Origin of the sequence: Butyrivibrio sp. MC2013, from assembly GCF_000424585.1 — a bacterium.
Lineage (GTDB): Bacteria > Bacillota > Clostridia > Lachnospirales > Lachnospiraceae > Butyrivibrio.
This window is the reverse complement of record NZ_AUKE01000004.1, coordinates 120,816-135,713: the sequence shown is the minus strand read 5'-3', so window position 1 is coordinate 135,713 and position 14,898 is coordinate 120,816. Positions and strand designations below refer to the sequence as shown.

Here is a 14,898-nt window from a genome sequence, read left to right as displayed (position 1 = left end):
GATATTTGTCCGATAATGTATACATATAGTATCAGGGAGGATTCCATGAAAGAAAAGCTGATCAAAGAAGAAGAACTCATATATGACGGAGGTAAAGTAAAGAGAACGCATATAGCAGACCTGCTTGTGATGGCTGTATGTGCGGTTGTGTCCATAGTGTTAATAGTATTGGGAGTATGCTTGTATATTTACTGAAGGAGATAGCAGCCGGCAGGGCCGCGCCTTTTTTGTGACAAAAGGGTCGGTAATTGCCTTAGTATAAACGGGAGAAATGTTCATGGCTGATTTCATGACATTAAAAAAGAGAATATACGAGATAGTAGAAGTATCCCATGATGGGGATAAGACCAGTAAGGCCTATGACACTATGATGCTCATAGCGGTTGTCGTCGGCCTTATGCCGCTTACTATCAAAGGAGAGAATCCTTTTACTTTTCCTATAGATATTATTACTGCATGTATATTTGTTTTTGATTATTTTCTTCGCCTTTTTACATCTGATTACAAGATGGGTATCAGGAGTTATAAGGCATACTTGTTCTATGCTTTTACTCCTATGGCTATAGTGGATCTATTGTCCATAATACCTGTCATGGCTATCTTTTTTCCGGTATCCAAGACTATAGCTCTGACAAGGCTGCTTAGGATCGTCAGGCTCTTTAAGGTGCTCAGGTATTCCACAGCCATGAGGGTTATCGGTAATGTTATGAGAAAGGTATGGAGGCCGCTGGCTGCCGTATTTATCCTGGTCCTACTATATGTCATAGCCTGTGCACTTATTATGTTCCAGGTTGAACCTGAGATCTTTCCCACATTTTTGGATGCCATATATTGGTCCGGCTGTACCATACTGACTGTAGGCTACGGAGATATAGCGCCTCAGAGCCAGGCGGGGCGTATCATTGCTGTCATATCTTCTATGGTGGGAATGGGCGTTATAGCGCTCCCGTCAGGTATCATTACAGCTGCATATATGAATGAGATCACCAGGAAAAAGAGTAAGCTGGAAATATGATCTGTTAAGGAGATTAGAAAGCAAGTAATAAAGCAAATAATAAAGCAAATAATAAAGCAAATGGCTGGCTTGACCTTATTCTGACAAGGATTCTAAAAATTTCCGGGGGTCTATAGCAGATTTTTGAAAATATTACAAGGGGTGAAATATTATCGGTTTTAGGGTAAAATTGTTTATGGAATTACCTGCTTTTTTTCAAACACGTCAGAATAAAAAGGGAGAGCTCAATTGGGGAATAAAATCGGGGGAAACACTCATTTTAGCGAAATTGACAGACCTGACTTATATGACAGCTTGGAAGATGATGATCTGGAGATCCTGAACGTAAATGAGGCGGATTGGACAAATGTCCATGCCTATGTGCAAAGGCCTGTCAGGAGAGCAGACAGAGAACACAGGTCTGGTAGAGATAGAGAATATTTAAGGCGCAGAGCCGCCATGAATCGCAGGATATCCGAGATGGAGAAGGATATGCACAGGGCTGATCAGAGAAAGCGCCTTGTGAGATCCATACCGGGATTTGTGCTGACACTTGCACTTAGCACAGTAAGTCTGTGGGGTGCATATACAGGACTTTCAGTGGTCAGGAGACTGCCTGCATTCACCACAGAGAATGGAAGTGATGACAGACAGCTGGCTATGGCTGACGATAGCATATATGAAGAGGAGACTCCTGCAGCTCCTGTTATAGCCGGCGCAGATGATACGGCTGATGACTTTGAAGAGAAAAGCGCTGATGCCGAGGCAGAATGGGATATCGAGGAAGATAATGTATATTCTGCCGAGATCACGCCCTCTACAGGAGGCTTTGGAGAGGATGTGATCAGCAGCTACGGCATACTGGTAGATGCTGATAATATGGAGATAGTAGCTGAGAGAAACAGCATGGAGCGTATGTATCCCGCTTCTATGACCAAGGTTATGACACTTCTGGTGGCTGTGGAGAATCTGTCAGAGGAGGACTTTGATAACAGCGTTGAGATCACCAGGGAGATCACGGATTATACCTATTCCAGGGACTGCAGCGCAGTAGGCTTTGATGTGGGAGAAGATGTTCCTGTAAAGGATCTGCTTTATGGCCTCATCCTCCCGTCCGGCGCAGATGCTGCGCTGGCACTGGCAGATTATGTTGCCGGCTCTCATGAAGCCTTTGTGGATATGATGAATGATAAGCTCCGAGATATGGGACTATCCGGCAGTGCTCATTTTACCAATTGCGTAGGACTCTATGATGATGAGCATTATTGTACAGCCTATGATATGGCTATGATCATGAAGACAGCTCTTGATAATGACCTTTGCAGGGAGGTGCTGTCCTGTCATCATTATGTTACCACCTCTACACAGGAGCATCCTGAGGGTATAGAGATATCCAACTGGTTTCTCAGAAGGATTGAAGATAGAGATCTGGGCGGAGATGTGCTGTGCGGCAAGACCGGCTTTGTAGTACAGTCCGGTAACTGTGCAGTAAGCTTTGCAGTTGCTGATGATGGCAGAAGCTATGTGTGCTGCACCGGCAATTCTACCAGCTCCTGGAATTGCATAGATGATCATACGCTGATATATCAGGGAGTTATGGGCACCGGTTCTTATGAGACAGCGTCTCTTAAGGAGGGATCATGAAGAAAGAAGAGCTTGTCTTTTTCTACAATGAAAACGAAGCCTTCGGCGAATTTAGCCCTCGCAGGATTTCGCCTTTTCGCTATGCGGGAAGTGAATATAATTCTATGATGCAGTATGTTATGTATCATAAGATGATGCTCTTTGGCAGGAGACACGTTGCTAACAAGATCATGGAAGAAAAAGAACCTTCGGAGATCAAGAAGCTGGGAAGCAGCCAGTTTGAAGGCTTTTCTACGATGCAGTGGGATGTTATCAGCGAAGGAATTGTGATCAGAGCTGCCATGAGCAAATTTATGCAGAATAAGGAAATGGGAAACCTTCTGCTGTCTACAGGGGATAAGATCCTGGTATTTGCCAATCCTCTGGATGGAGAGTGGGGGATAGGCATGCCTGCAGGAGATCCTTTTTCAGCGGACCCGTCCAAGTGGAAGGGCAAGAACAGGCTGGGCAAGCTTCTTATGGAAGCCAGGACCCAGATCAGACTCTTTTCACTGGCTTTTGGAGAGATTCCGCCTTACATAGATGTGGTTGGGGCTCCCAAGATAGACGAATTTGATCTGAAACCCGGGGAACTAAGACAGGATCCTGCATTCGGACGAGCTATCAATACTTATATGTTATCTCTTCCGGATCAGCATGCCAAGGATGTATTCCTCTGGGGGCAGCCTCTTGGCAGAATGGATACCAATATACAGTCCCTTCCCAGAGCAGGCTTTTTTGATATGAAGCAGGAAATATATGATATAGCACTTCTGAGACATCAGCTGGCAGGCAAGGTCAGTATGTCAGATACGGAGGATCTGCAGGAAGAGAGCAGTGAGCAGACTGACTGATGTATTCAGTCATACTGATGACAATGTTGTTATTCAGTCATACTGATGACCATGTTGTTATTCAGTTGTTCTGATGGCCGGGGTGACTGTCAAGAAGATATGCATCATAAATGACATAATTAGGGGGTGAGCGTATGACCAGTGAGAGAAAACGTGAGATCATTGAGAAGTATGAGAAGCTTCTCTATGAGGCACTAAAGGCAGATCCTGAGGGGGGACATGATGCCTCTTATCACGACTTTAAGAAGGAATGTTCGGACAACGGCTATGTGGGTGAGCTTCAGCAGCAGATGTGGCAATCCATAGTAAAGAGAGTGGGAATCAACAGCAGAAAAGATAAGAAAGATTGATAATATAAAAGGGTCTGTAACCAGGCCCTTTTTCTATTCTGATCAGTATGATCCTTCAACAGCAGATAATGAATGATCTTAAATTTGACCTTGCTTTGTTGATCACTAGGAGGCGTTATGAAAATACAGAAGATCCGTCTGGTATCAAATAGGAACAGTGTGAGCGGGACAGGGCCGTCCTCTTCGGAAACAGAACAAAAGCTGACTATATCAGCTTCAGGAAGGCTTTGGTTTAGCGCATATTGCAGGTCGGAAGAGGATGATCCTGATTATGGACCTGTAAGGAAGCTGGGTGCCACTCTTGGCAAAGACAGAGCTGCTGAGGTGCTGGACCATATAGAAGAGGTCTTTCGGGGCAAAATAGAGGGTAAGAGAGCTTTGGCAGGAAGCGAAGAGGATGATGAGTATCAGCTGACTATCACTGATACCAAGGGTAAGAATCATATCTATTACGGTATTATGAGTAGGAAGGCAGACAGGATAATGGCTACATTATCAGATGACCTAAGAAGCCTTATACCTGTTGACGGTCTCTTCCTTTTTGACGGCGGTTATGTGGAGAGTACAAGTCCCAATAAGGTGAAATACTGCTATTGCAGTATACAGCCCAGGGGCATGAATACTGAGTATTTCTATATCAGCGACTTTGGCCTTTTGCAGGCCGGAGACTTTGTGGAAGTACCCTTTGGCAAGGACAATGTGATGATGAAGGGTGTTGTCATCATGTCAGATATCTTTGAGGGTGACAAGGTACCATTTCCCGCTGATCAGACCAAGCATATCATCAGACAGATCACTCAGGAGGAGTTTGAGAAGACCGACGAGAGCGGCGATGTGATGACTCCTGAAGATAGAGAGGACCTTGAACAGATAGTGGAGATCCTGGAGGATGAAAACTATGATGCCATGTATCAGTGGGCTGTAGAGCATCATGAGAGGGATGATTCCATACAGATCATGCAGAAGGTGGTCCAGTGCTATGAGGAATGTGTAAAGCAGAATATGGCCGCTGCTGCACTGAACCTGGGTACTCTTTATTATGAAGGCAGATATGTGAGACAGGATTATACCAAGGCCTATGAGCTCTATAAGATAGCTGCAGATGCGGGCGAGCCCAGAGCTATCTGCAACCTGGGATATTGTTACTATTATGGAAGGCATCAGGAAGTGGATTATGACAAGGCCTATGATTACTTCCTAAAAGGGGCGCTCTTATTTGATGATTCCAATTGCCTCTATAAGCTGGGAGACATGTATCTCCACGGTTATCATGTGGAAGTAAATGAGAGATATGCTTATCTCTTATATGAAAGAGCTATGTTTGCTTCCTACAGCGAGGATGGCAGGCCGGATCCCACCATTGCGGATATCATGCAGAGACTGGGCCAATGCTTCCTCTACGGCATTGGAGTATCTGCGGATGTGCCCAAGGCACTGACACTTCTTAATAATGCTTTGACAGGCTTTTATTATAGGAGGAAAGAAGATCCGAGTGCCAAGAAGCTCATAGAGCTTACCAAAAAATATATTGAGGATGCGGAGCGTATCCTTGATGAAGAGGGAGATGAGCTTTGACCGGTAAGGCAGGATGTTGACTGTTTTCCTCTGCGGGGTTAATATATCTTTGCAAAACTATTGATTGACGATATTATCTGTTTTTTCGGAGGTTAACAAATGAAAGGTTCCAAACCAACAGTACTGCTGATAATGGACGGCTTCGGCCTTAATGACAAGACTGAGGGCAATGCCATTGCCATGGCAAATACCCCAAACCTTGACATGCTGGAAGAGAAATATCCTTTTGTAAAGGGATATGCCAGCGGACTGGCTGTAGGACTTCCTGATGGTCAGATGGGTAATTCCGAGGTCGGACATATGAACATGGGTGCAGGAAGGATCGTGTACCAGGAGCTGACCAGGATCACCAAGTCTATCCAGGATGGTGACTTCTTTGAAAATGAGGGCCTTATGACTGCCATTAATAACTGCAAGGAAAAGGGCAGCGCTCTCCATCTCTATGGTCTGATGTCAGACGGCGGAGTACACAGTCACAATACTCATGTATACGGACTGCTGGAACTGGCCAAGAAGAACGGACTTGATAAGGTATATGTACACTGCTTCCTCGATGGACGTGATACACCTCCGGAAAGCGGAATTGATTTTGTAGATCAGCTGGAAGCCAAGATGAAAGAGATCGGTGTAGGCGAAGTTGCTTCTGTTACCGGCCGTTATTATGCTATGGACAGAGATAACAACTATGATCGTGTTCAGAAGGCATATGATGCACTGACAAAGGGTATTGGCGAGAAGGCTGACAGCGCACACCAGGCTATTTCTGATTCTTATGCTGCAGGCAAGACTGATGAATTCGTACTGCCTACAGTGATCATGAAGGACGGTGAGCCTACAGCTACTATCAAGGATGGCGATTCCATCATTTTCTATAATTTCCGCCCTGACAGAGCAAGAGAGATCACTCATTGCTTCTGCGATGACAGCTTTGACAAGTTTGACAGAGGTCAGCGCATTGATGTGACATATGTATGCTTCACAGATTATGATCCACTGATCCCTAATAAGGAAGTAGCCTTTAAGAAGGTAGAGCTGACCAATACCTTTGGACAGTGGCTAGCTGCTAAGGGAATGAAGCAGGCCAGGATCGCTGAGACTGAGAAGTATGCTCATGTAACATTCTTCTTTAACGGCGGTGTTGAAGAGCCCAATGAAGGCGAAGACAGAGTGCTGGTCAACAGCCCCAAGGATGTACCTACATATGATCTCAAGCCTCAGATGAGCGCTCCGGAAGTATGCGACAAGATCCTGGATGCAATTAATTCTGATAAGTATGATGTGATCATCTGCAACTTTGCAAATCCTGACATGGTAGGTCACACAGGCGTGATCCCTGCAGCAGTCAAGGCTGTAGAGACTGTGGATGAGTGCGTAGGCAAGATCTACAATGCTCTTCTTGAGAAGAACGGCACTATGTTCATCTGCGCAGATCACGGTAATGCAGATATGATGATCGATTACGAGACAGGAGAGCCCTGGACAGCTCATACCACCAATCCCGTTCCTTTCATCCTGGTGAACTATGATCCTGAATATACTCTGGCTGAGGGCGGATGCCTGGCTGATATCATCCCTACACTTATTGAGTGTATGGGTGAAGAGAAGCCTGCTGAGATGACAGGTAAGAGTCTCCTTGTTAAAAAAGCTTGATTGATAAAAGAAAAAACGTTAAAATATTAATGACGTCAGATGCCCCATCGATGCTCTTGCTTTTACAGCTCTAGCTATGGCAGCCTTCTTTCGGTTAATATTTTTGGTGACAGAATGGCCTGTCTGTAATTTGTTTAAAGTTACAGATGGGCTTTTTATATTTAAATACATTTAATGTTGTGATGTTTGTTGTGTGCCGGAGAAGGACATTGCAAATGCGGAAGGCCTTGGTTTTACGATGCAGTGCTTTAAAGTGTCGCTGTTTCAAAGACATATTTTCGTAAAAAATAAATATTTATTCGAAGATAAATGACTGATATTCATAAAAATGCATGCTTTAATGACAAAGGCGTCAATTATTAGTATAAATATAAAAAAAGTGTCCGCGGTATGCGGACATATGTTCGCAGCAGATTGACAGATTAAGTTTATTCAGTTATATTTTCATAGTTATGGCGATTAATAAGTATACGGGAGACTATCGGATCGTTGAAGAATTCGATAGCAAAGGCAAAGTAAAAACACATACTGAGTACATAGGTGAGTATTACTGCTTTGAAGGCGAAAAAGGGAAGCTAGGCAGCAAGGGAGTCTATTCTGTTGTCTATATGTTCCTATGCACGGCAGCATATATCATTTCTCTTATTCCCAGCACATTTGCTATGAGGAGCTTGTCCACCAGTCTGATCTATGCATTTGAGGTCATACCGTTATTCCTTATGACCAAGGAAGGTATCAAGGCTGTATACGGACAGATGCCCATGGAGAGGAGAGTGGCTGAGGGAATAGAGAACAGGATAGTTCCGTCATCCCTTTTTAGCATAGTGCTGAGCGCTGGAGCGATCATATCAGACATCATCTGTGCTTTGATGGCTGGATATTCACGTGACATTTATGATTATCTCTTCCTTATAAGTGCAGCCTTGATCTTTATCATGAGTGTCATGATTTTTAATAACAGAAAGTATTTTAAAACGATAAAAAGTTCTTCGAATAATAAGTAATGGGAGTTTTACTTTTCGAAGACTTTTAATAAAAAAGGAGGGATTAAAAATGAAAAAGAGACTTATGTCGAGAGTGCTCTCTGCAGGTCTTGCAGTAACAGCCACAGTAATGATGGCCGGCTGTGCAAAGACACCTGCTCCGGAAGAGAGTGCTGAAACTGCAGCTTCAGAAGAGACTGCAGAAGAACCCCAGGAGGAAGAGGCTGAAGCAGAAGATACTACTGAGGAGCCTGCTGCAGAAAGCGCTGATTCTACAGCAGTTTATGCTACAGCTACTCTGGGACAGAAGTTCGGACCTTTCTTTGCTACAACTGCTTATGACGTAGAGATTCAGGAGCTTACAAGTGGTTTCCTGCTTGCTACTGACAGAGGCGGTGCTATCGTTGAGAACGGTATCGAAGGCGAGACCAGAACTTACAACGGAACAGACTACACATATCGCGGATTAGGTAATGTTGAAGTCGTTCAGAATGATGACGGAACAGTTGATTACAAGCTGACCATGAGAGATGATGTCAAGTTCTCAGATGGCGAGCCTGCAACAATTGATGATGTTATCTTCTCTATCTATGTACTCTGCGATCCTACATATGATGGATCTTCCACAATATATGCACTTCCTATAAAGGGCATGGAAGAGTTCAGAGGTGGTATGGATTCCAGAGGTAACGTAATCTTCGCAGCAGGTGAGGATGGTTACAAGGAAAATGACAACTATACTCAGGAGCAGTATGATGCTTTCTGGGATTACTATAATAACGAAGCAGGCGCGGCTTTCGCTCAGGAGATCGTAGACTACTGTATCGCTAATGGCTACAATGCAGAAGGTGATTCTGTATCAGCCTGCGCAGCTAACTGGGGATTCGAACTGGCTGAGGATGCTACTGCTCAGGATTTCTGGGATGCTATCGTAGCTGCTTATGACACAGTAGAGGAAGCAGAAGAAACTGAGTCTGCAGGTTCTAACCGTCTGCAGCTGACAATCGCAGCTCTTGGTGCTGACTATGAAAAGGGTGTAAGCACAGGTGAGTCTGCAGCAAATATTGAAGGTATCGAGAAGACAGGCGATTATTCACTCACTGTACATATGACACAGTATGATGCCAAGGCTATCTATGATATGGCATTCCCTATCGCTCCTCTTCACTACTATGGTGATCCTTCGCTTTATGACTATGACAACAACAAGTTCGGTTTTGAAAAGGGTGACCTTTCCAAGATGAAGAGCCTGGATACACAGCCTCTTGGCTGCGGACCTTACACATTCGAAGGCTACAAGAACGGTGTTGTAACTCTGGTTGCTAATCCTTATTATTTTGAGGGTGAACCCAAGGTCAAGAATCTCCTCTTCCAGGAAGCTGTAGATGCTGACTATGTACCCGGTATCACAACAGGTACATTTGATATAGCAGTACCTTCCATGAACGACGAGACTGTTAAGGCTATCAAGGATGCCAACGGCAACGATGATCTCGTTGGTGACAGCATCACAACATACCTTGTAGACTATAGAGGATACGGATACCTTGGTATCAACGCTGACCTGGTAAACGTTGGAGGCGAGCCCGGTTCTGACGCTTCCAAGGCTCTGAGAAAGGGCTTCATGACTCTGCTCTCAGTACACCGTGATACAGTTATCAACTCCTACTACGGAGACAGGGCTTCTGTTATCCAGTATCCTATCTCCAATACTTCATGGGCAGCTCCCAAGCCTGCTGATGAAGGCTACAAGACAGCTTACTCAGTAGACGTAGATGGCAATCCTATCTATGACGATTCCATGAATGAGGAAGCAAGATACGAAGCAGCTAAGCAGGCAGCTATTGGATACTTCAAGGCTGCAGGCTACACATTTGATGATGCTACAGGCAAGTTCACAGACTTTGATACAGTATATGAAGTGATCATTCCCGGTTCCGGTACACAGGATCACCCTGCATACGGTATCGTAGAAGCTGCTGCTTCTGATCTTGAGAGCATGGGCATCAAGCTTCAGCTTTCCGACGTTGGTACTTCCGAGTGGAATAACGCTCTTGAAGGCAACACAGCTCAGATGTGGGCTGCTGCATGGCAGGCAACTGTTGATCCTGATATGACTCAGGTATATCACTCCATGAATGCTCATGGTGAGGGTACAAACTCCAACCACTATGCTGTAGATGATCCTGAACTTGACGAGCTTATCGTAGAAGGTAAGTCCAGTGCTGATACAGAGTACAGAAAGTCTGTATACAAGAACGCAATGGAAATCATCATGGATTGGGGCTGTGAGCTTCCTCTCTATCAGAGAAAGGATTGCACAACAGTATCCACAGAGAGAATCGATGTTGATACAATGCCTAAGGACATGACTCCTTATTGGGGTTGGAAAGCAGAGATCGACACTCTGGCAACAAGATAAATCAGTTGTAGAAATTTAGTAATATTAAAAAATAGAAAAAGCGGGAGGATGTTTATTCTCCTCCCGCTATTTTCATGATTAAAAGGTGCGAAATGTTCAAATATACCCTAAGACGCATATTATACAGCGTTCTCATTTTGTTTTTTGTAATGTTTTTAGTATATCTGCTTATGTCCAATATGCCTTCGGGTTATATTGAACAAAAGGCCAGAGAGCTTGCCTCCCGTCCAGGCGCAGGTAAGAGTTACTCGGAATGGCTGGAAGACCTTAATGCACAGTACGGTATGGACAAGGGAGTGATCAGAGGTTACTTCGTATGGTTGTCCAATGCGATCACAGGTAAGTGGGGCGATAGCTGGGCATGGACCAAGCCTGTTACACAGGAATTTCATGAAACAGTATGGTTTAGCTTTATCCTGGGACTCGTTTCATTTATTTTCGAGATCATCATTGCGATTCCCCTTGGAATCACTGCTGCCAAGAAGCAGTATAGCTTTACAGACTATTTTACATCAGTTATTTCTATGGTATGTATTTCAATGCCCACTTTCTTTATAGCGACAATATTGAAATACGTATTCTCAGTTAAGCTGGGCTGGTTTGATCTCTCCGGTATGCAGGGACGTAATTATATGAATCTGTCAAGAACCGGTCAGATATTGGATGTGGCAAAGCATTTCATCCTGCCTTGCATAACTATCATTATCATCAGTATCGGTGGTCTTATGCGTTATACCAGGACCAACATGCTGGAAGTATTAAATGCTGACTATATCAGAACAGCAAGAGCAAAGGGTGTGCCTGAAAAGAAGGTTATCAATTACCATGCATTCAGGAATACACTTATTCCCCTTGTTACTACACTTGGCGGATCACTGCCCGGACTTTTTGCCGGCGCGCTGATCACAGAGACACTGTTCTCTATCAGAGGAATCGGTTATGCGTCATATTCATCCATGACCCAGGCTGATATACCTTTTACAATGTTCTATCTTACATTTATTTCGATACTGACGCTCCTGGGAAATCTGATCTCAGATCTCCTTTACGCTGTGGTAGATCCTCGCGTACGTTTGAGCTAACTATAAATTGACCTTTTGGATCTATTATCCAAAATACAAATTATTCTTGAATAAATATTGCAAGAATAAAAACATAATTAGAAACAGACAGGTAAAAACAATGTCCAGTTATAATCTTAATGAAGTATTAAAAGAGCGTGAGAAAACGCAAAAAGCGAAAAAGGCCGGGGACGAAGAGCTAAAGCTTGATGACGTTGCCCGTGTTAAAGTACTGTCTCCCGGAAGGCAGGTATTTAAGAGGTTTGTCAGAAACAGACTGGCAGTATTTGGATCAGTTACTCTGATCATCCTCTTCATATTCTCCTTCCTGGGACCTATTGTATACGGTTATGGTCAGAAGGATATCTTCTACAAATATGATGAGATCAATGTAAACTACGCTCTGGCCAAAGAGAATGCCACATATAACGGTTATGTCGTAGATGATAGCTTAGAAGTAGACAATAAAGTCCTCAATGCTATGAACTCCAATATCAAGAGCATGATCGCTGATGATATAGCTGAGATGTCAGTTGTGAATGACAAGGGAAGCTTCATCATCAGAAAGGAAGCTGACGAGATCTATTCCATATCAGCTGCCAGCCTCACTCAGGTTGCAACAATCGGTAATGTGAAGGTTGAAGTGGGCGAGTATGACGGCATCAAGAAGGAAGTTAATTTCAAAGCTAATCCTGTATCAGGTGACAAAGAAGGCTTTGTAGAAGCTGCCAAGGCATCTGTAAAAGGTTCCGGCGGCACCTTCACTTATGAAGGTGTTGAGTACAGCTTTAAGAAGGTCAAGGCAAAGTCCTTTACAATCGAAGCTGTATCTGACGGACTTAATTATTCAGGAGAAGACCTGGGCGAAGAATTTGCAGCAGCTGCTGAAAATGCTGCATCAACAGGTGAGAGCTTCACTCTTGGTGATAAGGTTTATAGCCTTTCAGGAAGCGATGGCAACTATACAATCTTTGAAGCCGGTGATGCAAGTGTAGCCAGGGTTTATACCAGATATACTCTTGATACCATGGAAACAGGTCTTAAGGTATCTGACAGCTTCAAGGCCGCAGCTCTTATGGCAATAGCAGGAGACGGCTCCTTTGAAGCAGACGGAGAGTCATATACTATTGCTCCTAATGAAGAAAACACAGGTCTTGTGATCAAGGATGAAGCCGGTGAAGAATATGCCGAGTTTGGTACCTTCACTGTAAGACGTTATACCGGTGAAGACAGTATGGATTTTGACCTGAAGATCGCTCTGGAGAACAAGATAGCAGAGATGCTGGAGAGCGGCAGCCAGAAGGGTAGCCTGACTTACAAGCTTCCTATGCAGGATGCTGATGGCACTTATTCTTATGATGAGGATGGTAATCTCCTCTATAACGATGCCGATCTGGATATCGCTCAGAGAGATACAGGTGAATTTGTTATTAAGGCCAATCAGATCAACTATGTGATCGATATGTTCGCAGCTCCTTCTGCTGCCCATATCCTTGGTACAGACGGTGACGGCTTTGACGTTATGAGCCGTATCATGTATGGCGGACGTGTATCACTGCTGGTAGGTTTCGTAGTAGTATTCCTGGAGATATTCCTGGGCGTCATCATGGGCGGCCTGGCAGGATATTACGGCGGATGGGTTGATAACCTGATCATGAGACTGGTAGATATATTCTACTGTCTGCCTTCCATGCCTATCATGATCATCCTGGGCGCTATGATGGATGCAGCTCGTATGGATACATATATGCGTCTCTTCATCATGATGATAGCCCTGGGCGTTATGGGATGGGCCGGTGTGGCACGTCTCGTCAGAGGACAGATCCTGTCACTTCGTGAGCAGGAATTCATGGTAGCTGCAGAGGCTACCGGTATCAAGGTTAACCACAGGATATTCAGACATCTGATCCCCAATGTTATTCCCCAGCTGATCGTAACAGCTACAATGGGTATCGGTGGTGTCATCCTGACAGAGTCCACTCTGTCATTCCTGGGCCTTGGTGTTAAGCATCCTCTTGCAACATGGGGAACAATCATCAACTCAGTATCAAGCGCCAGTGCTATGGCTCACTATGCGTTCATATGGATACCTGTAGGTCTGCTTATCTGTCTGACAGTTATCGCTTTCAACTTTGTAGGTGACGGTCTCAGAGACGCATATGATCCTAAGGCTAAGAGGTAATTATCATGGCAGAAGAAAAGAAGAAAAGTTCGTATATATCAGGACGTGAGTCCCTTAAGATAACAAGATTTAACAGAAAAGTAACCAAGAAGCTGGAAGAAGAGCGCGCAAATGCCATTAAGGATCCCAAGCTCTACACCACCAAGATGAAGGATGAGAACAACGTTGTAGAATTTGACAACGTATGTACATATTTCTTTACAGACGTAGGAACAGTAAAGTCTGTAGACGGTGTTAATTTCAGTATTCCCAAGCATGCAACAGTTGGTGTCGTAGGTGAGTCAGGATGTGGCAAGTCTGTTACATCACTGTCACTGATGCAGCTGCTGGCCAGACCTTCAGGTCAGGTAGTAGGCGGTCAGATCAGACTCAATCAGGGTGACGGAACTGCGCTTGATATAGCAAAGACACCTAACTCTGTACTGGAGAAGATCAGAGGAGCCAAGATATCCATGATCTTCCAGGAACCTATGACAGCTCTGAATCCTGTATTCAAGATCGGTCAGCAGGTGGATGAGGTGCTGCAGATCCATAATCCTGAGATGTCTCCTGAAGATGTCAAGGCACATACACTGCACATGCTGGAGCTGGTAGGTATCGCTAATAAAGAGGGCGTATATGAGATGTATCCTCATGAGCTCTCAGGTGGTATGAGACAGAGAATCTGTATCGCCATAGCTCTTGCCTGCTCACCTTCATTGATCATCGCAGATGAGCCCACAACAGCTCTTGATGTTACCATCCAGGCTCAGATCTTAGAGCTCCTCCAGTCTCTGAAGGACAAGATGAATGCTTCGATCATGCTGATCACCCATGACCTTGGTGTGGTAGCTGGTATGGCTGATTACGTAGTAGTAATGTACTCAGGCAGGATCGTAGAGAAAGGTACAGCAGATGATATTTTCCATCATCCCGCTCATCCTTATACCATCGGCCTTATGAAGTCCAAGCCTGTAGTGGGCAAGAAGGTAGATAAGCTCTATAACATACCGGGATCAGTTCCCAATCCTGTTGATATGCCCAACTATTGCTACTTCCGTGACAGGTGCGAGATGCAGTGTGACAAGTGTAAGGGTCAGTATCCTCCGGAATTCAAGATCAGTGATACTCACGTAGTATCCTGCTACAGATATTTTGAAGAGGGCGAGCAGCTGGGATATCCTCAGTCTGTTGATGTCAGCAAGCTGATCTGATAGCTGTAAGT

Annotated in this window: 12 protein-coding genes; all 12 read left to right on the top strand. The window is 44.5% G+C overall.

What is annotated here, in order from left to right:
* Positions 1-45: 45 nt before the first annotated feature.
* The 12 genes from G636_RS20175 to G636_RS0102060 all read left to right on the top strand — a co-directional run bounded on the left by G636_RS20175 (position 46) and on the right by G636_RS0102060 (position 14,887).
* Positions 46-195 carry a hypothetical protein gene (locus G636_RS20175; protein WP_155832296.1) on the top strand — a complete coding sequence of 50 codons (150 nt, stop codon included), beginning with the start codon at positions 46-48 and terminating at the stop codon, positions 193-195.
* 82 nt (positions 196-277) lie between these two features.
* Positions 278-1,015 carry an ion transporter gene (locus G636_RS0102110; RefSeq protein ID WP_026506673.1) on the top strand — a complete coding sequence of 246 codons (738 nt, stop codon included), beginning with the start codon at positions 278-280 and terminating at the stop codon, positions 1,013-1,015.
* 228 nt (positions 1,016-1,243) lie between these two features.
* A complete protein-coding gene (locus G636_RS19240; protein ID WP_051226401.1) occupies positions 1,244-2,638 on the top strand; it encodes a D-alanyl-D-alanine carboxypeptidase family protein in 1,395 nt (464 codons plus the stop codon).
* The gene (locus tag G636_RS19235) at positions 2,635-3,471 is read left to right on the top strand and encodes an NADAR family protein (RefSeq protein ID WP_051226400.1); all 837 of its coding nucleotides are present in this window, start codon (positions 2,635-2,637) and stop codon (positions 3,469-3,471) included. Before G636_RS19240 ends, G636_RS19235 begins: the two co-directional genes overlap by 4 nt.
* A 134-nt stretch (positions 3,472-3,605) precedes the next feature.
* The gene (locus G636_RS0102095) at positions 3,606-3,821 is read left to right on the top strand and encodes a hypothetical protein (RefSeq protein WP_026506672.1); all 216 of its coding nucleotides are present in this window, start codon (positions 3,606-3,608) and stop codon (positions 3,819-3,821) included.
* A gap of 117 nt (positions 3,822-3,938) precedes the next feature.
* Entirely contained in the window at positions 3,939-5,396 is a 1,458-nt protein-coding gene (locus G636_RS19230; RefSeq protein ID WP_051226399.1) for a tetratricopeptide repeat protein, read from the top strand.
* Between the two features lie 99 nt (positions 5,397-5,495).
* Entirely contained in the window at positions 5,496-7,046 is a 1,551-nt protein-coding gene (gpmI, locus tag G636_RS0102085) for a 2,3-bisphosphoglycerate-independent phosphoglycerate mutase (protein ID WP_026506671.1), read from the top strand.
* A gap of 452 nt (positions 7,047-7,498) precedes the next feature.
* Positions 7,499-8,050, top strand: a complete 552-nt coding sequence (locus G636_RS0102080) for a hypothetical protein (RefSeq protein ID WP_026506670.1) — start codon at positions 7,499-7,501, stop codon at positions 8,048-8,050.
* 49 nt (positions 8,051-8,099) lie between these two features.
* Positions 8,100-10,451: an ABC transporter substrate-binding protein gene (locus tag G636_RS0102075; RefSeq protein WP_026506669.1), complete on the top strand. Its 2,352-nt coding sequence runs from the start codon at positions 8,100-8,102 to the stop codon at positions 10,449-10,451.
* 92 nt (positions 10,452-10,543) lie between these two features.
* Complete coding sequence (locus G636_RS0102070) at positions 10,544-11,533, top strand: ABC transporter permease (RefSeq protein ID WP_026506668.1); 990 nt, start codon at positions 10,544-10,546, stop codon at positions 11,531-11,533.
* A gap of 100 nt (positions 11,534-11,633) precedes the next feature.
* Entirely contained in the window at positions 11,634-13,694 is a 2,061-nt protein-coding gene (locus G636_RS19225; protein WP_051226398.1) for an ABC transporter permease, read from the top strand.
* Positions 13,695-13,699: 5 nt separating this feature from the next.
* Positions 13,700-14,887, top strand: a complete 1,188-nt coding sequence (locus tag G636_RS0102060; protein ID WP_026506666.1) for an ABC transporter ATP-binding protein — start codon at positions 13,700-13,702, stop codon at positions 14,885-14,887.
* Positions 14,888-14,898: the final 11 nt, after the last annotated feature.

What these genes read in the sequence shown, in the direction of transcription:
- G636_RS20175 (WP_155832296.1), top strand. Translation starts at nt 46, where the DNA reads ATGAAAGAAAAGCTGATCAAAGAAGAAGAACTCATATATGACGGAGGT.
- G636_RS0102110 (WP_026506673.1), top strand. Translation starts at nt 278, where the DNA reads ATGGCTGATTTCATGACATTAAAAAAGAGAATATACGAGATAGTAGAA.
- G636_RS19235 (WP_051226400.1), top strand. Translation starts at nt 2,635, where the DNA reads ATGAAGAAAGAAGAGCTTGTCTTTTTCTACAATGAAAACGAAGCCTTC.
- G636_RS0102095 (WP_026506672.1), top strand. Translation starts at nt 3,606, where the DNA reads ATGACCAGTGAGAGAAAACGTGAGATCATTGAGAAGTATGAGAAGCTT.
- G636_RS19230 (WP_051226399.1), top strand. Translation starts at nt 3,939, where the DNA reads ATGAAAATACAGAAGATCCGTCTGGTATCAAATAGGAACAGTGTGAGC.
- gpmI (WP_026506671.1), top strand. Translation starts at nt 5,496, where the DNA reads ATGAAAGGTTCCAAACCAACAGTACTGCTGATAATGGACGGCTTCGGC.
- G636_RS0102080 (WP_026506670.1), top strand. Translation starts at nt 7,499, where the DNA reads ATGGCGATTAATAAGTATACGGGAGACTATCGGATCGTTGAAGAATTC.
- G636_RS0102075 (WP_026506669.1), top strand. Translation starts at nt 8,100, where the DNA reads ATGAAAAAGAGACTTATGTCGAGAGTGCTCTCTGCAGGTCTTGCAGTA.
- G636_RS0102070 (WP_026506668.1), top strand. Translation starts at nt 10,544, where the DNA reads ATGTTCAAATATACCCTAAGACGCATATTATACAGCGTTCTCATTTTG.
- G636_RS19225 (WP_051226398.1), top strand. Translation starts at nt 11,634, where the DNA reads ATGTCCAGTTATAATCTTAATGAAGTATTAAAAGAGCGTGAGAAAACG.
- G636_RS0102060 (WP_026506666.1), top strand. Translation starts at nt 13,700, where the DNA reads ATGGCAGAAGAAAAGAAGAAAAGTTCGTATATATCAGGACGTGAGTCC.